Annotated in this window: 24 protein-coding genes and 1 riboswitch; of the genes, 3 read left to right on the top strand and 21 right to left on the bottom strand. The window is 69.1% G+C overall.

Annotated elements, in window-relative coordinates; genetic code table 11:
• Positions 1-14 precede the first annotated feature (14 nt).
• The 20 genes from ABD255_RS38630 to ABD255_RS38725 form a co-directional block, all read right to left on the bottom strand.
• A complete protein-coding gene (locus ABD255_RS38630; protein WP_344221772.1) occupies positions 15-1,508 on the bottom strand; it encodes an IucA/IucC family protein in 1,494 nt (497 codons plus the stop codon).
• Entirely contained in the window at positions 1,505-2,791 is a 1,287-nt protein-coding gene (locus ABD255_RS38635) for a lysine N(6)-hydroxylase/L-ornithine N(5)-oxygenase family protein (RefSeq protein ID WP_344221773.1), read from the bottom strand. The genes ABD255_RS38630 and ABD255_RS38635 overlap by 4 nt, the downstream gene beginning before the upstream one ends.
• Position 2,792: 1 nt before the next feature.
• Positions 2,793-3,317, bottom strand: coding sequence for a GNAT family N-acetyltransferase (locus ABD255_RS38640; RefSeq protein WP_344221774.1), 525 nt, complete (start codon positions 3,315-3,317; stop codon positions 2,793-2,795).
• Between the two features lie 17 nt (positions 3,318-3,334).
• Positions 3,335-4,987 (bottom strand): IucA/IucC family protein, encoded by a 1,653-nt coding sequence (locus ABD255_RS38645; RefSeq protein WP_344221775.1) that lies wholly within the window; start codon positions 4,985-4,987, stop codon positions 3,335-3,337.
• On the bottom strand, positions 4,984-6,477 hold the full coding sequence (locus ABD255_RS38650; RefSeq protein WP_344221776.1) for a pyridoxal phosphate-dependent decarboxylase family protein: 1,494 nt from the start codon (positions 6,475-6,477) through the stop codon (positions 4,984-4,986). Before ABD255_RS38650 ends, ABD255_RS38645 begins: the two co-directional genes overlap by 4 nt.
• 102 nt (positions 6,478-6,579) lie before the next feature.
• The gene (locus ABD255_RS38655; RefSeq protein WP_344221777.1) at positions 6,580-7,878 is read right to left on the bottom strand and encodes a serine hydrolase domain-containing protein; all 1,299 of its coding nucleotides are present in this window, start codon (positions 7,876-7,878) and stop codon (positions 6,580-6,582) included.
• Positions 7,875-10,730, bottom strand: a complete 2,856-nt coding sequence (gene gcvP / locus ABD255_RS38660; protein ID WP_344221778.1) for an aminomethyl-transferring glycine dehydrogenase — start codon at positions 10,728-10,730, stop codon at positions 7,875-7,877. Before gcvP ends, ABD255_RS38655 begins: the two co-directional genes overlap by 4 nt.
• Before the next feature lie 69 nt (positions 10,731-10,799).
• Positions 10,800-10,897: riboswitch (glycine riboswitch) on the bottom strand.
• A gap of 15 nt (positions 10,898-10,912) precedes the next feature.
• On the bottom strand, positions 10,913-11,842 hold the full coding sequence (locus ABD255_RS38665) for a dihydrodipicolinate synthase family protein (protein ID WP_344221779.1): 930 nt from the start codon (positions 11,840-11,842) through the stop codon (positions 10,913-10,915).
• A gap of 16 nt (positions 11,843-11,858) precedes the next feature.
• The gene (locus tag ABD255_RS38670; RefSeq protein ID WP_425554640.1) at positions 11,859-12,476 is read right to left on the bottom strand and encodes a MerR family transcriptional regulator; all 618 of its coding nucleotides are present in this window, start codon (positions 12,474-12,476) and stop codon (positions 11,859-11,861) included.
• 251 nt (positions 12,477-12,727) lie between these two features.
• The gene (locus ABD255_RS38675; RefSeq protein ID WP_344221780.1) at positions 12,728-13,219 is read right to left on the bottom strand and encodes a bifunctional nuclease family protein; all 492 of its coding nucleotides are present in this window, start codon (positions 13,217-13,219) and stop codon (positions 12,728-12,730) included.
• A gap of 125 nt (positions 13,220-13,344) precedes the next feature.
• Complete coding sequence (ftsR, locus tag ABD255_RS38680) at positions 13,345-13,986, bottom strand: transcriptional regulator FtsR (protein WP_344221781.1); 642 nt, start codon at positions 13,984-13,986, stop codon at positions 13,345-13,347.
• Positions 13,987-14,062: 76 nt separating this feature from the next.
• Entirely contained in the window at positions 14,063-14,584 is a 522-nt protein-coding gene (locus ABD255_RS38685) for a zinc-ribbon and FHA domain-containing protein (RefSeq protein ID WP_344221782.1), read from the bottom strand.
• Positions 14,585-14,725: 141 nt separating this feature from the next.
• Positions 14,726-15,106 (bottom strand): glycine cleavage system protein GcvH, encoded by a 381-nt coding sequence (gene gcvH, locus ABD255_RS38690; protein WP_344221783.1) that lies wholly within the window; start codon positions 15,104-15,106, stop codon positions 14,726-14,728.
• Between the two features lie 55 nt (positions 15,107-15,161).
• Entirely contained in the window at positions 15,162-16,094 is a 933-nt protein-coding gene (locus ABD255_RS38695) for a DUF881 domain-containing protein (RefSeq protein WP_344221784.1), read from the bottom strand.
• A 1-nt stretch (position 16,095) separates the two neighbouring features.
• Positions 16,096-16,428, bottom strand: a complete 333-nt coding sequence (locus ABD255_RS38700; protein ID WP_020389931.1) for a small basic family protein — start codon at positions 16,426-16,428, stop codon at positions 16,096-16,098.
• Entirely contained in the window at positions 16,425-17,219 is a 795-nt protein-coding gene (locus ABD255_RS38705) for a DUF881 domain-containing protein (RefSeq protein WP_344221785.1), read from the bottom strand. Before ABD255_RS38705 ends, ABD255_RS38700 begins: the two co-directional genes overlap by 4 nt.
• A 45-nt stretch (positions 17,220-17,264) precedes the next feature.
• Positions 17,265-17,861, bottom strand: coding sequence for a cardiolipin synthase ClsA (gene clsA / locus ABD255_RS38710; RefSeq protein WP_344221786.1), 597 nt, complete (start codon positions 17,859-17,861; stop codon positions 17,265-17,267).
• Positions 17,862-18,015: 154 nt separating this feature from the next.
• Positions 18,016-18,603 (bottom strand): TIGR03086 family metal-binding protein, encoded by a 588-nt coding sequence (locus ABD255_RS38715; protein WP_344221787.1) that lies wholly within the window; start codon positions 18,601-18,603, stop codon positions 18,016-18,018.
• A gap of 43 nt (positions 18,604-18,646) precedes the next feature.
• On the bottom strand, positions 18,647-19,198 hold the full coding sequence (locus tag ABD255_RS38720; protein WP_344221788.1) for an SRPBCC family protein: 552 nt from the start codon (positions 19,196-19,198) through the stop codon (positions 18,647-18,649).
• Positions 19,195-19,545: an ArsR/SmtB family transcription factor gene (locus ABD255_RS38725; RefSeq protein WP_344221789.1), complete on the bottom strand. Its 351-nt coding sequence runs from the start codon at positions 19,543-19,545 to the stop codon at positions 19,195-19,197. The genes ABD255_RS38720 and ABD255_RS38725 overlap by 4 nt, the downstream gene beginning before the upstream one ends.
• A gap of 91 nt (positions 19,546-19,636) precedes the next feature.
• Here ABD255_RS38725 and ABD255_RS38730 point away from each other — a divergent pair, with 91 nt between their 5' ends.
• On the top strand, positions 19,637-20,005 hold the full coding sequence (locus ABD255_RS38730) for a YciI family protein (protein WP_344221790.1): 369 nt from the start codon (positions 19,637-19,639) through the stop codon (positions 20,003-20,005).
• Complete coding sequence (locus ABD255_RS38735; protein WP_344221791.1) at positions 20,005-21,234, top strand: RNA polymerase sigma factor; 1,230 nt, start codon at positions 20,005-20,007, stop codon at positions 21,232-21,234. The genes ABD255_RS38730 and ABD255_RS38735 overlap by 1 nt, the downstream gene beginning before the upstream one ends.
• A 6-nt stretch (positions 21,235-21,240) precedes the next feature.
• Here ABD255_RS38735 and ABD255_RS38740 read toward each other — a convergent pair whose 3' ends face one another.
• A complete protein-coding gene (locus tag ABD255_RS38740; RefSeq protein WP_344221792.1) occupies positions 21,241-21,621 on the bottom strand; it encodes a VOC family protein in 381 nt (126 codons plus the stop codon).
• A gap of 128 nt (positions 21,622-21,749) precedes the next feature.
• Here ABD255_RS38740 and ABD255_RS38745 point away from each other — a divergent pair, with 128 nt between their 5' ends.
• Complete coding sequence (locus ABD255_RS38745) at positions 21,750-24,734, top strand: hypothetical protein (protein ID WP_344221793.1); 2,985 nt, start codon at positions 21,750-21,752, stop codon at positions 24,732-24,734.
• Positions 24,735-24,736: the final 2 nt, after the last annotated feature.

A 24,736-nucleotide genomic window follows, 5' to 3' on the forward strand; every position in this document is an offset into this window, starting at 1 on the left:
GTGGCCGCGCCTCGTCACGCCCCCACGCCGCACATCACGAACTCCGGCTGTAGTACTAGGAGGAGGGCGTCGACCAAGTACTGGCGGAGGATGTGCCAGGGCTTGCGTGGGAGGACTCGCGCGTAGGAGTCGGGTTCTGGGCCGCGTGCCTCGACGGGGTCGGTAGAGATGTTGATGTCGTCAACCAGGTCCTTGACGACGAGGCGGGCGGGCAGGCCCTCGGGGCCGCAGATGATGGCGAGGTTTTCGCCGTGGGGGTTCACGGTGATGCCGTAGTGGTGCATCAGGTGGAGTAGTGGACGAAGCAGGGTGGCCAGGAGGGCTCCGAGCCAGTCAGTCGGGTCGGCGCCGGAGCGGGCTATGAGAGCGGCTACCAGTGGTTCGCCAGCCGCATCACGATGCAGTACTGCGGCCAGCGGCCAGGCCGTCTCCCCTGGTTGAAGCCGCGGCTCCAGGGGGTCACGCCAGATGCAGCCGAGGGTTTCCGTCCACTGGTAAGGGATTCCGGGCGCAACAGACAGCTGCGGGTGTCGCACGGTCACCGACGCCACCTCGCCGAGCAACTCCGTCCCGAGCCGAGCGAACACCTCATCGCGGTACCAGAGGCCGCGCAGCCACTGCGTGACCATCGGCGCGGCCAGAGTGCAGTGCTCGGGGATCCCGCGATACACGGAGGTGTTCAGGATCTTCAGAGGCAGCTTCACCTGGTACCGCAGCGGCTGCGACACGTTCACCATCGTGCGGATCGACTGGGTCGGCAGGTACTCGTCCGGCCCCTCCCCCAGCACCACGATCTCCCCAGTAGCCAGTTCACGAGCCCATTGGGTCCGTACTACGTGGTCGAGCTGCCACGGGTGACATGGCAACCACACGTACGAGTCCGGGTCGACCAGACGCGACCGGAACTCCTCCAGCGCGGCAGGCCCCAACTCCCGGCCTACCACCGAGTGCTCCGACAGGTCCGGCGTACCGCGGAACTCGGCGAGCCCACGGCGTACGGCGAGCCAAACGAGGCGGAGCGGAGTACGGGCCTCTGGGGTGTAGCGCAAGCTGTCTTCAGCGGAGAAGCCCAGGCGACCTTTGTTAGCCACCAGCAACGGGTGACCTGTCAGATGCCCCTCTAGCTGCGTGTGGTGAAGGCCGAGCAGCTCCTCATTCCCAACCGCGGTAGAGGCCATACGGACATCAGCAGCCAACGTGCTCGACAACTCCGCGACGTAGCCCGCGACTGTCGAACCGGACAGCCCGAGCACCCCAGCAGCATCCACCAGGAACTGCACGGGGTCCGTCGCTACCTCGCTCTCGTCATTGCCGAGGATGCCCGACGCCGTACGCCGCACAGACCCCGGAACCACCCGATAGCTCCCGAACGCCCCACGAGACGAGGAGAACGTGTACGTCGCGCTGCCGAGCTCCAGCCGGCCGTCGACGGGCTGCAGGAGGTCCTCCGTGCAGAGCTGCGAGATCAGCTTCGCCAGCAGCTCCGACGAGCTCTCGGCCCAGCTCATCCCGGGATGGTGAAGCTGGTGAAGGCCGTGGACTTGGGCAGCCGGAACACCTCACGCCCTGCGACGCTGTTGAGGATGGTGGCGTTGCGAATGGCCCCGATCCCCAGGTCAGGCGCCGCTACCCCGTGGCTGTGCAGGTCCGCGTTCGAGACGAACAGACGCCCGCCCAGCGACTCGTCGGAGACGCCGACACTGTGGTCCCGATTGACCACCCACCTCCCGGCGGCGTCCCGGCGTACCAGCGGCTCCACGGCGGACAGGAAGGGCAGCTGCCGGTTGCGGTATCCAGTGGCGGCGACAACCGCGTCCGTGACGTGCTGGAAAGTACGGCCGCTGTCGGTGTGGCGCATGGTCAGCTCGATGCCGTCGGCATGGGCAACGGCCGCCTCCACAGCCACCCCGACCTGCAGCTCGACAGGCGCTCCGGCGGACGTGCCGAGGTCCCGCTGATAGAGCACGTCGTGAATCTCCTCGAGCGTCTCCGACGAGATGCCCTTGTAGTGCCGCCACTGGTCCTTCACCAGCCGATCGCGAGTCGTCTCGTCGAGCGCGTGGAAGTAGTCCACGTACGACGGCGTCGTCATCTCCAGGACCAACTTGGAGTAGTCCAGCGGCGTGAACGACGGCGTACGGGTCAGCCAGCTAACCCCGGGACCGTTGGCCCGCAGCAAGTCCAGCGCGCACTCCGCACCCGACTGGCCCGACCCGACGACAGTGACCCGCCCAGCCCGCAGCAGGTCGTCCCGACGGAACAGGTAGTCAGCTGAGTGCAGGAACCGCTCCGCCGGAAGATCAGCAAGCGCAGCCGGTACTGCGGGCTCAGTGCCAACCCCCAGCACCAGATGCCGAGCCCTGAACACCTCCACCGAACCAGCTCGCTCCACCGTCAAAGCGAAGGCGTCACCGTCCCACGACACCGCCGAGACGTGGTGCCCAAAGTGCAGCGAGTCCAACTGCGCCGCACACCACCGCAGGTACGCCTCGTACTCACGCCGGGTCGGGTGGAACTTCTCCCGCACGTAGAACTGGTAGAGCCGGTCGTTGTCGCGCAGGTACGACAGGAACGACAACGGGTGCGCGGGTTCGACCAGGCTGACCAGGTCGGCCAGGAACGACACCTGGAGCATCGCGTCGTCGAACATCAGCCCGCGGTGCCAGGTGAACTCGGGCCGGCTGTCCAGGACCGCCAGGCTCACGTCGCCGACGCCTTCGGCCAACGCGGCCAGGCCGAGGTTGAACGGGCCACAGCCGATCGCGATCACGTCGTACGGGGCGGTAGTCATGTCAGGCCTCCACAGTCCGGGTCCGGACCATCAGTAGTGCGGTTTTCTCGGGCAGCTGTAGCTCCCCTTGAGTGACGAAGCCGGCCGCGGCGAACGCGCGGACCGACGGGGTGTTGGCGGTGTCCGGCTCGGCGACCACCCGGTCGCAGCGGGGATCGGCCCGGAGCAGCGCGTCGGCGAGGGACCGGAGCAGTCTGCGCCCGATCCCCCGGCCTAGCCGGGCGGTGTCGCCGATGGCGATGTGCAGCCCCCAGTCGTGCTCCTGGAAGGCGTAGTACTCCGCCAGCCGGTCGTGCCGCACGCGGTAGAGCTCGACGTAGCCGAAGTCCTCACCGTCGGCCGAGATCATGCAGGGGATCGAGTGCTCCCCCGCCGCCTGCTCCTCGATCACCTGGATCCACCGCTCGACCGACCAGTCCTGCTCCCACCACTGGTAGATGTGCGGCTGGGTCATCCACGCGGCGATCGTCGACGCGTCGGAAGCTGAGGCAGGCCGGAGGTCGAAGCCGTCGTCCAGGTGAAGCACGCTCGCGACGTCACACTTCACTGGGCCGCCAGCCGCAGCGGGTTCGGTACCTCCAGGTAGACGGATTGCGCGTCCAGCGGAGCCACTACCTCGTCGATGCCACGCAGCCGGGTCAGCATGTTCGCCTTGCACGGCAACCGGTCAGCGGACAACCAGCGCTGCGCCAAGCGATCTCCATCAGGCCCCGCGGCCTTCAACGTGGGCAGAGCCTCGGCAAGCCGGTCACGAACGACGTCGAGCAGCGAGTCCTCGTCAGCAAGCCCATCCACAGCCAGACACCCCACGGCCGCCAGAGCCTGGTTGTGCAGCATGTAGTAAGTGAGCCGGTCGTCCACGATCGCGTCCTCCACCACGGCCAACGTGGAGTCACTCATGCCGGTAACAGCCAGCAGACCGCGCAGGTACGACGAAGCCAGGTAGTACCCCTGGTTGTCCCGGTAAGCCCCACCAGCGACTCGACCGGAATCATCCAGCCGGACCAGCGTGTTCTGCTGGTGCGCCTCCAGCCCGATCCCAGTCTCGGCGTACAGGTGCAGCATCGGGACCAGCACCTCGTCGATGTACGACGCCACCCAGGCCGCAGGTCCGTCAGAGCCGTGGCGCGCGACAGCCTCACCAAGACGGCTCAGCTGGCCCGGACGGGGGGCAACCAGCCCAGCAAGACACGCATAGCTGTCGACACCAGCCGGTACTTCGCGCACTGCCACGTCCAGCCCCGTCAACGTCGGGCCGCCCTCATCCAGCGCAACCCAGGCCGGGTCCCGCACGATGGAGAACCGCGGATGGGCGGTCGCAGTACCGGCGTTGTAGGCGGCGTCGAGGAGGCGGTTGATCTCCAGCCCGCGCCGGAGCTCTGTCGACGTCGACTCGCGGCGGGAGTTCGTGATGCGCAGCCCGAGCGAGAGCTTGAGCATCACCGGCAGGTCAGGGTGGTAGACCGTGCGCAAGCTGGAGGTCGGGTACCACTGGGCGCCTAAGGGCCCCAGCGGCTCGACACGTCCTGCTTCGACCAAGGCGGCCACTCGCGGCCGGTTGAGCACCTCCGCGGCCTGCCAAGGATGGGCCGGCACCAGAACACGGCCTTCAGGCGGCGTGATGCCGGCTAGCGCGGCCATCAACTGCAGGGCGTCCAGTCCCTGCAGTGATGGCGCGCCGACCACCTGGTCCGAGGAGACCAACTCCGCGTCCACCGAGAACCAGTGCACCGCGAAACGGCCACCGAGCTCCGGCGAGTACGCCGCCAACTCGGCGCCGCTCACTCCATCCCGGCTCTTCGGAGCCGGGTGGTTCAAGTGCCCGAACAGCAGAGCCTGCTCGCCTTCGAGGAAGCGCCCGGGACCTCGATCGCCCTCGCCTGCCACGAACACGGCCACGTTGCGGACCGACTCCGCAGTACGGGCGGCCAGGTCGTCGATCTCGGCGGGATCGGCATCCGCCGACAGCAACCTGACCAGGACCTCAGGAGCCACCTCCTGCCCGTCCAGACGGACGTCGCTGAACTGGTGCAGGCCGGTCCGAGAGGCATGCACGACGGAAGCCGTCAGCGTCGAATCACCGACCGGCAGCGTCAGCTGACCGCCGCTGGGGACCGCCACCGCGGTTTCGCGGGTGTAGCACCGCAAGATCGCGCTCAGATGGGCTTCGACGGCTACCGCGTCGGGTGAAGTCACGCTGCTCCTTCGGACAGGACGGCGTGGCCGGTCGTGACCACCTGGTCGAGCAGTTCCTCGATGTCCGTCGCCGTGGCGTTGGGGTTCAGCAGCGTCAACTTCAACGCGACCGCCGCCGGCCGGCCGCCTCGGGCCGGCACCTTCGTCCGGCCGATCAGCACCCGGCCCGACGTGAGCAACCTGCGCCGGACCTCACCCTGGACGGCGTCCAGCTCGGCCGCCGTCAGGCCCTGCCCCGCGACCCGGAACAACACCGTGGTCAGGGTCACCGGCGCCAGCAACTCGAGGTTGCTGTCGGCAACGACCCGGGCCGCGGCGGCGTGCGCGAGCTCGTGACAGGTGTCGAGCATCCTGCCCAGTCCGGCCCGGCCGTATGCCGTCAACGTGGTGGCGACTTTCACCGCGTCCGGGCGGCGGGTGGTCTGCAGGCTGCGGCCGAGCAGTCCGTCCAGGCCGGAGTCGATGTCGTCGGCCGGGTTCAGGTAGTCGACCGACCGGTCGAAGGAGGCGAACCTGGACCGGTCGGCGACCAGCAGCAGCGAGGTCGCGGCGGGCTGCCAGCCGATCTTGTGCAGGTCCAGCGTGACCGAGTCGGCGGTCGGCAGTTCGGCCAGCAGCGGCGCCAGCCGGTCGGAGAACAACGCACCGAACCCGTACGCCGCGTCCACGTGCACCCACGCCCCATGGGCCCGAGCCAGCGCGGCGATCTCGGCGATCGGGTCGATCGAGCCGTAGTCCGTCGTCCCGGCGGTGGCCACCACGGCGACCGGAGTACGGCCGGGCTTGGCCAGTTCGTCGGCCAGCACGTCGAGGCGCATCCGGAAGTCGTCGTCGCTGGCGATCGTGATCGCCGCGTCCTCGCCCAACCCGAGGGCCGCGCAGGCACGCTGGACCGAGAAGTGGGCCAGTTCGGAGCAGAACACGACCGGCCGCTCGAGCCCCTGCAGCCCGTGCCGCCGTACGTCGATGCCGACCGCGGCGGCGGCGCTGTCCCGCGCGATGAGCACCGCGAGCAGGTTCGAGATCGAGCCGCCCGGGGTGAGGACGCCGTCGGCGGCCGGACCGAAGCCGGCCAGCCCGGCCAGGGAGCGGACGACCCACTGCTCGATCGCCAGGGTCGCGGGACCGGAGTCGTAGGTGTCCATCGAGGCGTTGCTCGCCGACGCGAGCGCGTCGGCGTCGACGGCGACCTGGAGCACCGGCGGCTGGAGATGCGCGGCCGCGTGCGGGTGGCTGAGATCGATGCCGCCCTGGTCCAGCAGCCCCGCGATCAGATCCAGCGCGGCGGACTCCCCGACCCCCGTCGACGGCACGCGCGGCTCACCCAGCATCCCGGCCGCCCGCCGCAACACCGCCGCCGGCGAACCGGCCGGCAGCGGTCCGCGATCGGGATCCCCCACCGTGGACGCCAACGGCCAGCGCGGGCGGGAGCCCTCGTCGAGCGGCTGAGGCAAAGGACTGAGTGCGACAAGGCGGGCGGGCACCGACATCCAGAACTCCTGGGGAAGTTGTTGAGTAAGGCAACCCTTACTAAGGCACGCCTAACTTACTTCCGTCCCATGGCGCTCTGTCAACCGGGGGTGACTCAGCCCTCAACTGCCGTACGGGGTCCTGGTCAGGATGAAGGTGGCTACGTTGAGGTGCTGGATGCTGTCGCCGTCGCGGACCACGCGGAGCTTTTCGCCGGCCAGGTAGCCGTCGCGGCCTCGGTACAGGTCCGGGCCCAGGGGCGAGAAGCGGCTGGTCAGGCCGCCCGAAAGGTGCAGGATGCCGGCCGAGACGCTCATCGTCAGCGGGGTGTTCCCCCAGTACCAGTGGCCGAGCAACTCCTCGCCCTGGGCGAGTTCCGGTTCCGGCAGCCACTCGACCGGGAGGACCGGCTCGTACGTCGCCAGCGTGCGCATCAGGTCGAGCGGCACCGAGGCGCACTTGCCGTACGTCGCGTTCCCCAAGGTGACGGCGCCGATGCGGCGAACCTGGTCGACGAACAGGCCGGCCAGGAAGCCCGGCATCGAGCCGGTGTGCCCGACGAACAGGTGCGGGTCGTCAGCGTGCAGCCGCAGCCCCAGCCCGTACGACGCCGTCAGCCCCTCGCGGGGATCCGCGGCGGCAGGTGCGGCCATCTCGTCCACGCTGTCGCGGCTGAGCACCTCGTAGCCCGGGTCGATCCAGAACGCCGCATACCGGGCGAGATCCTCGATCGTGCTCCACAGTTGACCGGCCGACGCCATCGCGCCCGCGTCGTACGCCGGTTCCTCGGCCAGCCGTCCGCTGAACGGGTGCACCGAGTAGCCCTGCGCCGACGGCGAGATCGGGAAGTACGACGTCCGCCGCATCTCCAGCGGATTCAGGATCCGCTCCGCGATGAGCTCCATCCACGACGCACCGCGCAGCCGCGCCACGATCTCGCCGAGCAGCGCGTAGCCGAGATTCGAGTAGTGGTGCCGGCGATCGGGCCGGCCGGCCGCCTGAGCCTCGTCCATCGCCCCGGTCAGCGTCTCGAACGAGACGCCCGGGTTGCGCTCCCACCAGTCACCCTCGGGCTCGGCGTTCATCCCGCCCGAGTGCGCCAGCAACTGCCGGAGACTCAGGTCACCGAACGCGATCCCCGGCAGATGCTTGCCCACGGCATCGTTCAGCGAGAGCAGTCCGTCGTCGCGGCACTGCATGATCAGCACCGCGGTCATCGTCTTGGTGATCGACCCGATCCGGTACTGCACGTCCGGCCCCGGCTCCAGCCCGCCCGCGGTGGCGAACCGCCCCCGCGAGCCGGACCAGACCAGCGCGCCGTCCCGGACCACCCCGGCGTTGATCGACGGCAACTTCCACTCACTCTGGGCCGCTGCCACCTCGGCGTACAAGGCGGCGGCAGTGTCAGGGCGCAGGGTCACTCAAAAGCCTCCGGAGAAGGGCACGAGCAGATCAGGTTCCGGTCACCATACGCGCCGTCGATGCGGCGCACCGGCGGCCAGTACTTCGTGGTCCGGTCCACCGACTGCGGGAACGCCGCCTCCTCGCGGGTGTACGCGTGCTCCCACTTGTCGTTGATCACCGAGGAGGCGGTGTGCGGCGCGTTTACCAGCGGGTTGTCGCCGGCCGGCCACTCCCCCGCGGCGACCCGGTCGATCTCGTGCTTGATCGCGATCATCGCGTCGCAGAAGCGGTCCAGCTCACCGAGGTCCTCGGACTCGGTCGGCTCGACCATCAGCGTGCCGGGCACCGGGAACGACATCGTCGGCGCGTGGAAGCCGTAGTCGATCAGGCGCTTGGCCACGTCGTCGACGGTGACGCCGGTCTCCTTGGTCATCGGCCGCAGGTCCAGGATGCACTCGTGCGCGACCAGGCCGTTCTCGCCCGTGTAGAGCACCGGGAACGCGTTCTCGAGCCGCTTCGCCACGTAGTTCGCGGTCAGTACGGCGGCCTTCGTCGCCGAGGTCAGCCCCTCGGCCCCCATCATCCGGATGTAGGCCCAGGAGATCGCCAGTACGCCGGCCGACCCGAACGGCGCGGCCGAGATCGGGCCGACGCCCGAGTCCGGACCCGCCTGGTCGAGCAGCGGGTGGTTCGGCAGGTACGGCGCGAGGTGCGCGGCCACGGCGACCGGGCCGACACCCGGGCCACCGCCACCGTGCGGGATGCAGAACGTCTTGTGCAGGTTCAGGTGGCTCACGTCGCCGCCGAACTCGCCCGGCTTCGCCAGCCCGAGCAGCGCGTTCAGGTTCGCGCCGTCGACGTACACCTGGCCGCCGTGGTCGTGGACGATCCGGCAGACCTCGGTGACGCTCTCCTCGTAGACGCCGTGCGTCGACGGGTAGGTGATCATGATCGCGGCCAGCTTGTCGGCGTGCTCGTCGGCCTTGGCGCGCAGGTCGGCCAGGTCGATCGTGCCGTCATCGTTGCCCTTGACAACGACAACCTTCATCCCGGCCATCACCGCGGAGGCGGCGTTGGTGCCGTGCGCGCTGGATGGGATCAGGCAGACATTGCGGTCCTCGTCGCCTTGGGCCCGGTGGTAGCCGCGGATCGCGAGCAGGCCGGCCAGCTCGCCCTGGGAGCCGGCGTTCGGCTGGATCGACACCTTCGCGTAGCCGGTCACCTCGGCCAGCCAGCGCTCCAACTGACCGATCAGCGTCACGTACCCGGACGCGTCCTCGATCGGCGCGAACGGGTGCAGGTCGGAGAACTCCGGCCAGGTGACCGCTTCCATCTCGGTGGTCGCGTTCAGCTTCATCGTGCACGAGCCGAGCGGGATCATGCCCCGGTCGAGCGCGTAGTCGTAGTCGGACAGCTTGCGCAGGTAGCGCAGCATCGCCGTCTCCGAGTGGTGCGTGTTGAACACCGGGTGCGTCAGGTAGTCCGAGGTCCGGACCACCGACGCGTCCAGGCCGGCGCCGGCCAGCGACCCGTCGTACCGGACGCCGAAGGAGCGGCAGACCCGGCCGAGCGCGGTCGCGTCGGTCTTCTCGTCGCAGGAGATGCCGACGTGGTCGGCGTCCACCTGACGCAGCCAGATGCCGGTCTGGCGGGCGGCGTCGACGACGTCCGCGGCCCGACCCGGGACCCGGGCGAGCACGGTGTCGAAGAACTGGTCGTGCACGACCTCGACGCCACCGGCGCGCAGCGAGGCGGCCAGGCTGTCCGCGTGGTCGCGCACGCGCTGCGCGATCGCCTTCAGGCCCGCGGGTCCGTGGTAGACGGCGTACATCGACGCGACGACGGCGAGCAGCACCTGCGCGGTACAGATGTTCGAGGTCGCCTTCTCGCGACGGATGTGCTGCTCACGCGTCTGCAGCGCCAGCCGGTACGCCGGGGCGCCGTCCGCGTCGACCGAGACGCCGACCAGACGGCCCGGCAGGGAACGCTCGAGTCCGGCCCGAACCGACATGAAGCCGGCGTGCGGGCCACCGTAGAACAGCGGCACGCCGAAGCGCTGGGACGAGCCGATCACGATGTCGGCGCCGGCCTCGCCGGGGGCTTCGAGCAGAGTCAGCGCGAGCAGGTCGGACGCGACGGCAACCAGCGTCTCGCGCTCGTGCGCGGCGGCAACCAGCGGCTTGAGGTCGCGGACCACACCGCCGGAGCCGGGGTACTGCACCAGGAAGCCGAAGAAGTCGCCCTCGGGCAGACCGTCCGTGGTGTCGGCGACCACGACCTCGAGGCCGAGCGCCTCGGCCCTGGTCTGGACCACTGCGATCGTCTGGTCGAAGCAGTCCGCGTCGACCAGAAACCGGTTGCTCTTGCTCTTGCGATTGGAGCGGTGCGCGAGCGTCATCGCCTCGGCCGCGGCGGTGCCCTCGTCGAGCAGCGACGCGTTGGCAGTCGGCAGACCGGTCAGGTCGGACACGACGGTTTGGAAGTTCAGCAGCGCCTCGAGCCGGCCCTGCGAGATCTCCGGCTGGTACGGCGTGTAGGCGGTGTACCAGGCCGGGTTCTCCACCAGACGGCGGACGATCACCGACGGGGTGAAGGTGCCGTAGTACCCCTGGCCGATCATCGAGGTGGCCACGTTGTTGCGCGCGGCAAGCTGCCTGAGCTCGGTCAGGGCGTCCACCTCGGAGGCCGGTTCCGGCAGCCGGAGCGGCTCGGTGGAGCGGATGGACGCGGGCACGGCGGCATCCACCAGCGCGTCGACATCGGCGTACCCGAGCGCCTGGACCATCCGGGCGACCTCGTCGGGGCGCGGCCCGATGTGCCGGTCGGCGAAGGCGGCCGAGACCTGCGGGCGGATTTCGTTCTCACTCATCGAGAGGCTCCGTTGCTGACTGTTGCCGGTGGCCTCCCCCTCTGTCACGCATGCACGCTCCAGAGTTGCCTGTGGCACCCGGTCCATGGGCCTGAGAGGTTCCGGGGAGGAATTGCCCCTTCGGCGCTCAGCCAAACAACTTGCTGAGACTCTCCCGAGTGCTGTGTACGGCGGTTCCGAGGTTACCAGGAAGCCTCGAACAGTTCGGGCAGGAGTCGCCTCGCGGCCGGCTGGGCGGCGTCGACCTGGCGTTGCGTGGCGAACGTCATAGGCCAGCGGACCCGCGTCCCGACGTCGGCCCAGCCGCCGACCGCGGCGAGGAACTTGTCCAGCGCGGGGTTGGACAGACCCGCGCTCTGCAGCGGCGCGATGTGCTCGGCGAAGAACTCCCCGATCCGCCGCTCGACGTCGAGTGCCGCCTCGGGATCGGTGCGGATCAGCTCGGACCACCTGACCGCTCCGGCGGGTGACAACGCGGCCACGTTGGAGTAGCTGCCGTGCGCTCCGAGTTGCGTCATGCTCGCCAGGAAATGCCCGGGCACGAAGAGCGACAGCCCCGAGTCGAGCGCCTGGTCGAACCACTCCTCGTCACCACCGGCCGACTTCAACCCGACCAGCGTCGGTACTGCGCGCGCCAACTCGACGAGCAACGCAGGCTCAACCCGCGTCTTCGCATGCGGTGGGTTGTAGAGAACCAGCGGTACTCCGTCGGCCGCCGCGGCCACCCGGGTCAGGAACGCCACGGCCTCCTGGTCGTTGAGAGGCAACCAGTCCGGCAGGACCACCTGGATCGCGGACGGGCTGAGCGCGGCGGCACGGCGTACGCGGGACAGGGAGAGCTGGGCGGACGGGTGACTCGCACCGAGCTGGAACGGCAGGCTCGCCGTCTCACAGGCAGCGGTCAGAAGCTCGTTGATCCGGTCGAACTCGGGCTCGGTGAGGGTCTGGAACTCCCCGGCCGTGCCGTGGGCGTAGAGACCGTCCAGACCGGCGGCGACCAGGGTGTCGAGCTGAGAACTGAGCCGGCCGAAGTCGATGGCGTCATCGCTGCCCAGCGGCAGCAACAGCGACGCCCACACACCGCGGAGATCGATCGAGGTGAGTGGGCGCACTGAGGATCTAGGAGCTTCAGCCGGTCATACGGGCACGGCGGCGGGCGGCGAGTTCGTCGCCGGCGTGGCCGTCGGAGTCGCCGTCGTGCGCGTCCAGCCGCTCGGTCGGCAGCTCGGACAGCGAGCCCTCGACCTCGCGCCAGACCCCACCGAGGGCGATCCCGAAGACGCCCTGGCCGCCGGCCAGCAGATCGATCACCTCGTCGGGCGAGGTGCACATGTAGACCGACGCGCCGTCGCTCATCAGGGTGATCTGGGTCAGGTCATCGATTCCACGCTTGCTCAGGTGGGCGATGGCGCTGCGGATCTGCTGCAGCGAGATCCCCGCGTCGAGCAGTCGCTTGATCACCTTCAGCAACAGCACGTCGCGGAAGCCGTAGAGCCGCTGGGTGCCGGAGCCGGTGGCCGGGCGCACGGACGGCGAGACCAGTCCGGTGCGGGCCCAGTAGTCCAGTTGACGGTAGGTGATGCCGGCCGCGGCGCACGCAGTCGGGCCGCGGAAGCCGACGTCGTCGGGCATCGGCGACAGGTCGTCGTCGAACAGCAGACCCTGGACGCCGGCAGCCGCTGCCGCCTCGGCGTGTGCTTCGGACGTCGACTGCGCCGTCAGATCAGTGTCGCCGGTGCGTGTCACGCCTGAGCCTCCCTGGGTACCGACTGGAACGGATCACATCCGTGGAGTTACAAGACCCCACAACTCCTTCAAGGTAAGCCGTTGCCCAGGGCCGGTCAACGACAACGGCTCCGAGCCGCGAGCGTGTCGCGCCCTCAACACGAATCGTTACCTGTCCGGCCTTGTACCACCCCGTTCAAGTTCCAGCCCAGTTACGGTCCGTTCTCACCCTCACCGAACACCCGAAACAAGCCAAGAACTTGCTCGTGTACTCAACTCTTGTCGAAGTCCTCGGGGGTGACGTGGTCGAGGAACTCGCGGAAGCGTTCGACCTCTTCCTCCTCGACGACCTCCTCGTCGTCGTTCTCGCTGTCCGGGACCGGAATCCCCGCCTCGGCCAGGATCTCCTCGGTGCAGAACACCGGCGTCCCCGTCCGCAGCGCCAGCGCGATCGAGTCCGACGGCCGCGCCGAGATCTCGGTCTTGTCGTCGAACACCAGGATCGCCTCGAACACCCCGTCGGTCAGGTTCACGATCCGCACCTGGCTGAGCGTGTGCCCGAGCACCCGGATCGTCTCGGCGAACAGATCATGGGTCAGCGGACGAGGTGGTTCCATCCCCTGCTGGGCGAAAGCGATCGCACTCGCCTCGGCCGCGCCGATCCAGATCGGCAGGTACCGCTCGCCGCCGACCTCCCGGAGCAGCACGATCGGCTGACTCGAAGGCATCTCAACCCGGACTCCGACCACGTCGACTTCGCGCACGCCTTCAGCCTACTCTGCGGGCCAGCCCGGGGCTGCCCCACCGGTCAGCCACCTGCCCGGCATCCGCAGTACGGGTCGAGCAGGCGGACACAGTACGGGTCAGCGGGACAGGCACGCAGTACGGGTCAGCGGGACAGGCGGGAGCGGACCAGCGCGGCGTGCAGCCGGACGGCCAGCGCGGCCAGTTCGAGGGTCTTGTCGTCCCGGCGCGGCTGGACCACCTGCTCGATCAGGCCCACCTCCCGGTCGGCCGCGGCGCGGAACGGCCGCAGGTGCCGCGGCTCGATCCCGTACTGCGCGAACTCGGCGGCCGCCTTCGCGATCAGGATCGCGTCGCCGTCGTAGTGGTTGCCCCGAGCCACCACGAGGTTGTGGCTCTCCAACTGGTCGAGCAGATCGGTCGTGATCCCCGCCGCCTCCCGCAGTTCCTCCCGGGTCAGCTTCAGCTCGGTCCCGTACGACGAGAAGTCTTCCGCGGCAGGCAGTCCGGCCGGCTGCGGCAACTGCTCGGGCGCGGTCGGGCGACCACCGGACGCGGACGGACGCAGGCCACGGTCCATCGCGCTCAGGTGTTCCTTGATCACCTTCAGCGGCAGGTACTGGTCCCGCTGGGCGGTCAGGACGTAGCGCAACCGCTCGACGTCCGCGCCGCTGAACTTGCGATAGCCCGACGCGGTCCGCGCCGGCGTCACCAGGCCCTCCGCCTCCAGGAAGCGGATCTTGGAGATGGTGACGTCGGCGAACTCGGCCTGCAGCAGCTGCAGCACCTCACCGATGCTGCTGCCCCCAACCGCGGAGTCACCGACCGCCGAGTCACCGGCCGCAGGGACACCGGCCGCTGGGTCAGGCCTGACCACTGGCGTAGTAGACCAGCCGGTACTTGCCGATCTGGACCTCGTCGCCGTTCGAGAGCTGGAGCTCGTCGATCCGGTCCCGGTTCACGTAGGTGCCGTTCAGGCTGCCGACGTCGCGGACCTTGACGCCGGTCGCGTCGCGGCGGAACTCGGCGTGCCGGCGCGACACCGTCACGTCGTCGAGGAAGATGTCGCTGTCGGGGTGGCGGCCGGCGGTGACGACGTCGACGTCCAGCAGGAACCGGCTGCCCGCGTTCGGCCCGCGCTGCACGATCAGCAGGGCGGATCCGGCCGGCAGCGCGCCGACGGCGGCCTCGTCCTCGGCCGACAGCTGCTCACCGGAGTCGATCCGCTCGGTCTCGGGCTCGACACTGATCGGCGTCAGCATCGCGGTGTCGGTCGCGCCGGGGGTAGTCACCGGACGGTCCGCGCCAGGGAGCATCGTTCCGCACTGCGAGCAGAACCTGCTGCCCTCGGAGTTCTCGTGCCCGCACTGGTTGCAGAACGGCATGCTGTGATCCTCCCGATCGCCGGCGGTCCGGCGACGTTCTCGTTGACCCCGTGATGACAGTGTGACTCGCCCGGACAAAGTGCCGGGACCTCAACCCTCTACCAGCGGTTGAGGTCCGGTAAACCTACCAGCCTTGGGCTGTCAGCTCTGCGCGAGCTGTCCCTGGTAGGTGTCGGCGTCCATCAACGCCTCCACCTCCTCGTCGTCGTCCACCTCGATGTCGAGCAGCCAGCCCTCGCCGTACGGGTCGGTGTTGACCAGGTCGGGCTGGTCGGCCAGTGCCTCGTTGACGGCGCGCACGGTGCCGTTCACCGGGGCGAACAGGTCGCTCACGCTCTTGGTGGACTCCAGCTCGCCGCAGGAGTCACCGGCGCGGACGGCGGTACCGACCTCCGGCAGCTGGACGTACACGATGTCGCCGAGCGCGTCCTGCGCGAAGTCGGTGATACCGACCCGCACCGGACCCTCGCCGGCCTTCACCCACTCGTGCTCGGCCGTGTACTTCAGGTCTTCGGGGTACACCTCGGTCCTCTTTCACTCAAGGGAAACTTCCAGGTGGTGCAGAACTACGTCTGGCCTACTTCGTCGGGCTGGGCGCCGGGCGAGCGTAACGATGCTCCTCCGGGGCGTGCAAGGCGGTGATCTGGACCAGCGGCAGCTCGGTCACCTCGGCCGTGCCGCCGACCTGCGGACCGGTCACCTCACTGACCAGGCCGCCGGGGAAGTTGGCCGCCTCGGCCAGGTTGTGCGACTCGCCGATCGCCTCGATCACGTAGGGCGAGACGACCTTCTCACCGTCGATCTTGACCCCGGGTGCGTCGTCGACCAGGTCGGTACTGGCCACCACCCGGACCGAGCCGTTGATCTGGATCGCCTCGGCGCCCGCGTCGCGCAGTTCCTCGATCGCGTCGAGCAGGTTGCTCGACGTCATCTTGCTGTCCGGGTCGTTCAGCGTGATCCGTACGCCCGGGCCCTGCGCGGGCAGCGTGCCGGCCAGGATGCCGAGCACGCGCACCTGCTGCTCGGCCTGTTCCCGCGCGGTCTGCGCCTTGTCCGCGCTGGAGGACAGCGTGTTCTTGCGCGCTTCCAGCTCGGTGATCTCGGTTTCGAGGCGGCGGGTGTTCTGGCCCAGTCCGTCGAGGATCGCGATCAGGTCCTCGCGGCGGGCGTTCTGGTAGCCGTCGTCGGCGCGGTTGACCCGCACCTGGACGACCGCCATACAGGCCACCAGCGCCAGGACGACGGCGACGATCGCCTGTCCGCGGGACGGCTTGAACCCGGCCTTCAGCCGCCGCAACGCCAGGTTCGGCGTCCGCACCTTGGGCTTCGGCATCGGCGTCGGCTCCACCGGATGCTCCGGTTCGGTCAGCTGCTTGTCAGCAGTCTCCTTCGCATCGGCCTGCTGGTCCGCGGGTTCCTTCGCGTCGGCCGCCTTGCCGGCGGGCTGCTCAGGGGCCGGCTGGTTCTCGACCGGCTCCTCGGGAGGCTTGTTCTGATCGTCGGTGCTCATGTCAGGCCCTGAAGACGTGGCGGCGGATGGCCGCCATGTTGGTGAAGATGCGGATGCCGAGGACCACCACGACGCCGGTCGACAGCTGGGAGCCGACGCCGAGCTGGTCGCCGAGGTAGACGATCAGCGCCGCGATCAGCACGTTGGAGACGAACGACACGACGAACACCTTGTCGTCGAAGATCCCGTCCAGGAACGCCCGCAGTGCACCGAAAACGGCGTCGAGCGCGGCCACCACCGCGATCGGCAGGTACGGCTGGGCCCACTCCGGGACGTCGGGGGCGACGAGCAGACCGACGACGACGCCGATCACCAGGCCGAGGACGGCGATCACTTCGGTCCACCCACCTTCGCGTACCGCAACGCGATGGTGGCATCGGCTGGCACCAGCAAGGAGTCCTCCGTCGTGATCGTCATCCGGACATCGAAGTTGCTGACCAGATACTGCACCCATTGACCGCCCGAGCTCTGGGCGAACCGGGCCGGCATGGTCGCGGTGTCGCCGATCGCGAGCACCGTGTACGGCGGGGTCAGCGAACTGTAGTCGACCGTGATCGCGCTGCCGGCGCCGCGGATGGCGGTCAGCGAGGTGAGCCGGTGGCCGTTCACCGAGATCGCCTCGGCCCCGGCGGTCCACAGGCCGTTCACCAACTGCTGCAGATCGACGTCGAGCAGCCGGCCCTCCTTGTCGTCGGAGTCCTTCGCGTCGTCGATCACCGCCTTCAGCCCTGGACCGGTCGCCGCGATCGCGCCGGTCTGCAGCTCGAGGTCGTCGAGCTGCTGCTGCAGCGCGGCACCCTCGCTGGTATTGCTCAGCCCGCCGGCCTGCAGGCCACGCACCTCGTCGGCCAGCTTGGTCTGCTGGCCGCGCAACTCGGTCAGCCGGGCATCGGCCTGGTTGATCCGGGTGATCAGCTCTTTGCGTTGTTTCTCCGCCTCGGGCGCGCTGCGGTAGTTCTGCGACGCCGCGACCGCGAGCAGGAAGCCGAGCACTGCCAGCGCGATCACCAGCAGGATCCGGTGCCGCGACCTGTTGGGCCTGTTCCCCTGCGAAGGCCGCGACCGGGCCGCGACGGCGTACCCCTCGTCCAGCGGGTGCGCCATCAGGTTGTTCAGCAGCGACATGGACGCGTCGACGCGCCGCTGCCCTGGTGGGGACTGAGTCACGATCTACCCGGCCGGCCCTTTGATCGGTTTCACCGTCTGGATCAGGTGCCGCAACTGCGCGAAGTACAGCGCGCCGGCCCAGTAGTACAGAGCGGTCCCCCAGATGGCGAAGGCCCAGCCGAAGACGCGGGCCAGCATGTTCAGCGTGCTGTCGCCGTCGCCGAGCAGCAGCAACGGGAACGCGTACAGCAGGCAGAAGGTCGCGGACTTGCCGAGGAAGTGCACCGGCAGCGCGTTAAAGCCGCGCCGGTGCAGGGCCGGCAGGGTGAAGGTCAGCAGCAGGTCGCGCAGCGGCAGCGCGATCGCCAGCCACCACGGGATGATGTCGCGCAACGCCAGACCGATCACGGTGGCGAAGATGTACAGCCGGTCGGCGACCGGGTCGAGCATCTGGCCGAGCCGCGTCGTCTGGTTCATCCGGCGGGCGATCTGGCCGTCGGCCCAGTCGGTGAAGCCGGAGATCATCAGCACCACCAGGGCCCAGCCGTCCTCCTCCGGGCCGAGGATCAGCCACAGGAAGAGTGGTACGCCGAGCAACCGGATGAAGCTGAGCGCGTTCGGGATCGTCAGCACCCGGTCGGACACTTCCAAGTCCGGCACGCGACCCTCCCCCTGCTTCGATCGGGCAACGCGAAGGGTGCCCCTGTCCCGGTCGTTACTGTACTTGGGGCCGCCAGCAGGTTTCGCCCGGGCCACACCGGGGAAGGCCCTATTTGCCCCCTGATGGTGACCCGATCGATATCTCCCGCCCGTACTACGGCCGGCGCCCCACGAAGCAGAGGAACTCCGTCTGCAGATCCGCGCCGGGTGGCGGCGTCACCTTCGGCCCGAACGCCCAGGGCTGCCGCAACGCCTCGTCCAGCGGTTTGAACTTCTCGTAGATGTGCGCGACCGCCTCCTGGTCCAGCCGCTCGTCTCCCCCTGTCCCGCGAGCCAGGTCCCAGCTGTGGATCAGCACGTCCTCGGGCAACGCGTCGGCCATCGCGGCGAACGGCAACGGCCCGACCGGCGTGGGGAGCTCGGCGTCCGCGGAGGCGGGATCGTCGATCGCGTCGGCCAGTCCGGTCGAGATCTCCCGCCACGCGGCCGCGAGATCCGCGTCCACTGTCACCGGTGGGACCACGCCCATCTCGACGACCGGTACGCCGTACAGGGGCTTGGGTTCGGTCCGGCGCAGGGTGGCGAGGATGCGGCGCTGCTCATTGATGACGTGGGCAACCACCTGGCGCGCGGTCCAGTTCGGGCACGGCGTGGGGTCGTCCCAGCGGTCGGCGGGCACGGCCTCGATGCGCGCGAGGAATCCCTGCGAGACGCGGGTGAACCGCTCGGCGTTTTCGGACATGACGAAATAGACCTTTCCGGTCGGAGAGTGTGGTGAGGAGGGGTCAGAGGGTGTCGAGGAGCTTGCCCAGCGCCCGCGGTACTCCGGTGCGCCAGCCGCCGTTCATGATCGTGCGGGCCTGCTGCTGGAGGGGGTCGTCGGGGTCGAAGCCTTCGTGCAGCAGGAAGAGCCGGGTGCCGCGACCCTCGGCCTGCAGGGTCCAGGTGAGCGTCCAGTCGACCGCGGCACCTGTCGCACCCGCCGCCGAAGGCCCGTCCGCTGTACGCCCGTCCGCCGAAGGCCCCTCCGCCGTACGCCCGTCCGCCGTACGCCCGTCCGCCGTAGGCGCGTCCGCCGTCGCGGTCGCCGCGTCTCGCCAGCCGAGGGTGAGTGATTTCTCCGGCTCGAAGGACAGCACCTCGGCCTGCACGAGCCCCGAGAACCCGGTGGCCGTCACCGCCTTCGCCTGCATCGTGTAGCGGTGGCCGACCTCCAGCCGGAAGTCGCCGGGCATCAGCCACTGCGCGATCAGGTCGGGCTCGGTGAGGGCACGCCACACCTTCGCCGGAGGATGCGGGTAGAAGGTGTCGACCTCGATCGTGGTCGGGTCAGTCATGCGTCCTCCATCCGGTCGAGCACCTTGCCGAGCTCGGCCATCCGTTCGCGCCAGAAGCGTTCGTAGGGACTCAGCCAGTCCTGCACGTCGGCCAGCGGAACCGGCTCCAGCCGATAGAACCGCTGCCGGCCGTCCTTGCGTTCGCTGACCAGCCCGGCCTCGCGGAGCACCCGCAGTTGCTCGGAGAAACTCGGCCTGGCCATCTCGAAGTTGTCCGCGAGTTGCCGCACGGACTGCGGGCCGCCGTCGCGGAGCAGGCGCAGCACCTCCCGGCGTACCGGACTGGCGAGCGCGGCGAAGACGCGATCCTCGATGCCGTCGGCAACAAGACTGGGTCGGGGTGGCATGGATCGAGTATAGGTAGGTTTTCTCCTACATATCAACTCTGGTACCGGCCGGGTTCTATGGTGGGCTGAAGTTCGCCGAGGGGAGTGCGTCGTGAAGTTCCTGGTCCTGATCTATGGCAATCCCGAGTCCCGGAAGGTGTGGGACGGCTTGTCCGAGGAGCAGAAGAAGGAGTCGATGGTCGGGTACACCGAGCTGAACAACGCCTTGGCGGCGAGCGGCGAACTGGTCGTGTCGCACTCACTGGACGACCCGGCCGCGACCAAGCAGGTGCGGATCCGCGACGGTCAGCCGATGACCACCGACGGCCCGTTCGCGGAGGTGAAGGAGCAGTTGGCCGGCTTCTACCTGCTCGACTGCGAGTCGATGGAGCGCGCCGTCGAGATCGTCCCGCGGATCCCCGAGGCACCGTTCAGCATCGTCGAGATCCGCCCCATCCGGGACCTGAACTCGCTCACCTGATGATCGAGCAACTGCTCCGCGAACTGGCCCCGCAGATCCTCGGCCCGCTCGTACGCCGGTACGGCGGGTTCGACACGTGCGAGGACGCCGTCCAGGAGGCGCTGCTGGCGGCGGCTCTGCAATGGCCGGCCGACGGGGTTCCGGACAATCCGAAGGGCTGGCTGATCACGGTCGCGTCGAGACGGCGGATCGAGATGCTTCGGAGTGAGGTAGCTCGGCAGCGGCGCGAGGAGACCGTCGCCGCGCTGGAGCCGCCGGCGCCGGCATCGTCATCGGCGTCGCCGTCATCGGAGCCTTTGACGGCCGCGGTGGATGACAGCCTGACTCTGTTGTTCCTGTGCTGTCACCCGTCCCTCACTCCCCCGTCGCAGGTGGCGCTGACGCTGCGGGCGGTCGGCGGTCTCACCACGGGCGAGATCGCCCGGGGGTTCCTGGTGCCGGAGTCGACGATCGGGCAGCGGATCAGCCGGGCCAAGGCGAAGATCAAGGCGAGCGGTGCCGAGTTCCGGTTGCCGCCGCGGGAGGAACTGGCGGACCGGCTGGCCGCAGTACTGCATGTGCTTTATCTGATCTTCAACGAGGGCTACACGGCGAGCTCCGGCGAGAGCCTGCACCGGGCGGAGCTCAGCGCCGAGGCGATCCGGTTGACCCGGCAGTTGCACGAGCAACTGCCCGACGAGGGTGAGGTCGCGGGGCTGCTGGCGCTGATGTTGCTGACGGACGCGCGCCGCCCGGCCCGAACCTCGCCGGACGGCGCGCTGATCCCCCTGCCGGAGCAGGATCGCTCCTTGTGGACCGCGCCGTTCATTGCTGAAGGCACCGAACTCGTCGAGACCACGTTGCGGACGGCACCCGTCGGTCCGTATCAGCTGCAGGCAGCGATCGCCGCGGTACACGCTGAAGCCGCTCGCGCCGAGGACACCGACTGGCGTCAGATTCTGGTCCTCTACGAACTGCTGGAGACGCTCGCCCCCGGCCCGATGGTGACCCTGAACCGGATCGTCGCGGTCGCGATGGTCCACGGCCCGCAGGCCGGCCTCGAACGCCTCGAATCAGCCGCCGCCGACCCGGCCCTGAAGGACCACCACCGGGTCGAGGCCGTCCGCGCCCATCTCCTGGAGCTTGCCGGTGACCTCACCGCCGCCCGCGAGGCCTACCGGCTGGCTGCCCAACTGACCCTGAGCCTCCCCGAACAGCGCTACCTCACCACCCGCGCCGACTCGCTCTGACGATCATCACGGCCAGGTCTTGGCGTTGGCGGTGAAGAAGTCTGGATCGCTGTGGCGTGGGATGACGCACAGCAGGTGGCCGCCCGGGGCGCGGAGCGTGTGGCAGCCCTGCCAGGTGGACACCTCGACGGCGCCCAGCGCGCTCAGCCTGGCGACCTCGGCGGCGACGTCGTCGGTCTCGATGTCGAGGTGATACCGCGGCTCGTCGTCAACCGCCTGTACCGCCGTCACGAACCCCGGCAACGCGTCCTTCAACACCGTGTACTGCGGCTCGCCCGGCTCCTTCTCGGTCTCCACCCCCACCACGGCGGACCAGAACGCGGCCGTCTCCTCGGCCTGCTCCTTCGGCGTATCGATCAGGAACGTGCTGATTCGGCTCCGATGCATAGCCACCCATCCTAGGACCGGTCGGCGCCTTGCCAAACGAAAATTTAATGCTGGCTGAAGGCCCGGACACACGATGGCCGAAAGGTCGTACCAGGGGGGCGACCGTCCAACGGGTGGGGGAACATCTCATGAGAGCGCGAAAGGTACTGGGCCTGCTGGCCGCGGCCGCACTGGCGGTCGGGCTGGGCGGGATCGCACCGCCGGCAGCGACGGCGGTCGACCTGGTCAAGGCCACGATCACGATCCACAAGGTCTGGCAGGTGAACTGCGACGACAACGAACTCAACGTCGTCGGCATCGAGTTCAACGCCTGTCCCAACGACTACTACGCCAAGGCGTTCTTCCCCGACGGCGAGCGCATCTCGCCGCGCGCGGACGACGACCAGACCGAGATCGAGCCGGGGTGGCAGTTGTCGGGTGTCTTCGACCGCGACGCCGGTCCGTTCGGCGTCCGGATCCAGGTGTGGGACCACGACAGCACCAGCGGTGACGACCTGATCGACATCGCGTCCGGTGACTCGAACCTCGACATCGTCATCAATCCCGCCACCGGCGACTTCTCCGGCGACGTACCGACGGCCAACCTGGGCTACTCCACCGGCAGCGGCGCCGACTCGGCCGCGATCTGGTTCTCGGTCACCTTCGGCGACAGCGTGGACTTCGACGGTGACGGCCTGCACGACGGGATCGAGCGGTCGGGCATCGTCTCGGACAAGGCGGGAACCGTCCCGCAGCACGGCAACCTGCGCGCGCTCGACGCCAACGACGCGGCAGGCACGCGACCCACGGTGGCCGCCAGCCCGTGCCGGCCCACCATCCTGACCGAGATCGACTTCATGGTCGGCGCCGACGGCCACAGTCACCGGCCGCAGCAGGCCGCGATCGACGAGTCGACGGCTTCCTTCGGTGCCGGCGACGTGCCCGCGAAGGCGGGCTGCCCGTACGCCGGCGCCGACGCGGCCGGCGGCGTACAGCTGATCATGGTCGTCGACGACCAGTTGGCCGAGATCGACAAGCTGGCGTGGGCCGCGGGACCGACCGTCGCGGGCGTGATGGTCACCGGCCAGACGCTGCGAGCGACGAGATTCGACGCGGCGCTGCGCCCGTACTACCACTACTCCCTCTGGAACCACCGGCAGCCCGACAACCCGCCGACGACACCCGGCGGACCTCCGGTACTGAACGGCAGTTCCGGGCTCTGCTGCTCCGACAGCGGCAAGGACATCCTGGTGAGCCTCGGCGGCTGGGCCGGGAACGTCGGCAGCGTCCGCGACCAGTCGGGCACCTTCGTCCATGAGCTCGGCCACGCGCTCGGGCTCGGACACGGTGGTGGCGACGTGATCAACTGCAAGCCGAACTACCACTCGGTGATGAGCTACGTCTACCAGACCATCGGCGTGCCCGACACCTCGCCGACGGCGCCCGCACCGACCGTCGACATCACCAACGACGGCCTTGTCGACGGTCGCGACCGGACCCGGCTCGACCTCTCCCGGGAGGCGCTGGACAACCTCGACGAGGACGCGCTCAGCGAGACGGCCGGTGTCGGCGCGGCGACGTCCGACATCTTCCTGTGGGACGGCGACGGCGCCCTGCCCTGGCAGGTCAGCGTGGGCAACGGCCCGGTCAACTGGGACCGCGAAGGCGACGGAACCGACGCGGCCGCCAACATCGACGCCGGCACGGTAGCCGCCGACGTCAACTTCATGGGGATCGCCACGTCCCAAGGTTGCCCCAACATGGTGCCCCTACCCGGTACTCCGGGCCCCGGTACGCCGCCGCCCGGAACGGTCGGAACCCCCGAGCTCAACGGGTGGGACGACTGGGAGAAGCTGCAGTACAAGGGTCCTCTCTCGCCACCGAGCAGCGGGCAGTCGTCCGCGAACGAGCTGGACAAGGATACGGCCGACTTCATCAAGGCGGCCTATGCGGAGGCGGTCAGCCGGACGGATGTCGACGTGCACCTGACCGACACGCCTGATCCGGTGGGCGCGGGTACCAAGCTGACCTACGGGCTGCAGGCGCACAACCACAGCCAGCCCAATACGGCGTACGGGGTCGTGGTGAAGCAGACGCTGCCAAGCGACGTCACCTTCGCCTCCGCGTCAGCGGGCTGCACACATGCCGCGGGTGTCGTGACGTGTCAGCTGGGGAATCTGGCGCCTGGTGCGTCGGCCTCGGCCAGCGTCGTGGTCGATGTCCCGGCGGATCTGGTCCACCGCAACGGCGGGCCGAAGGAGATCAGTTCGCAGGCCACGGCCTCGCACGACGGCACGGACTCCGACACCGGCAACAACACCGCGACCACGACCACCAAGGTCGTCGCGATGGCCGACGTCCAGGTCACCGGGGCTACCGCCACCGGTCCGCGCGAGGTCCTCATGGGTGAGGCCGGATCGGTCAGCATCGCCGTGGACATCGCCAACGCCGGGCCGTCCAGCCCGATCGACACGGTGCTGACTACCACCGCGACCGGCGACAGCGGCGTGACCGTCACGCCTGCGACCTCGAGCTCGGCCCAGGCCGCGCTGGCGGTCGGCAGTCCGCGCACGGTGACCTCGACGGCCACCGTCGACTGCACCTCGCCAGGGGTGAAGACGGTCACGCTGACGGCTTCGCTCGCGTTGGCCAACCCGGCCGATATCGATCCGCAGCCGGGCAACAACCAACGGACGGCCTCGTTCCAGGTCGACTGTGTCGTCCCGATCGCGATCAACGTCCGGCCGAAGGGCTTCCCGAACTCCGTCAACCTCAACACCGACGCGACGGTCGCCGCTCTGACGACCAGGGCCGGGGAGTACGGACTGCCACTGGCCTTCGACGCCACCAAGATCAGCGTGCCGACAGCGTTGTGGGGGCTGCGGTCGAGCCTGTTCAACGCAACCACGCCGAGCGGCGCGAAGGAGGTCCACGGCGCCGGGCATCCGGAGCGCTCGTACGAACTGGACGAACGCACCCGCGACGCCGATCTGGACCTGGTCCTGCACTTCAAGCCTGCTGACTCGGGTCTGACCCTGAGCTCAACCCAGGCCTGCCTGAAGGGCCGCTACACAGCCCCAGACGGAAACGCCTACACGTTCCTGGGCTGCGACTCGGTCCGAGTCGTCAACTGACC

It is taken from the genome of Kribbella sancticallisti, assembly GCF_039530625.1.
GTDB lineage: Bacteria > Actinomycetota > Actinomycetes > Propionibacteriales > Kribbellaceae > Kribbella > Kribbella sancticallisti.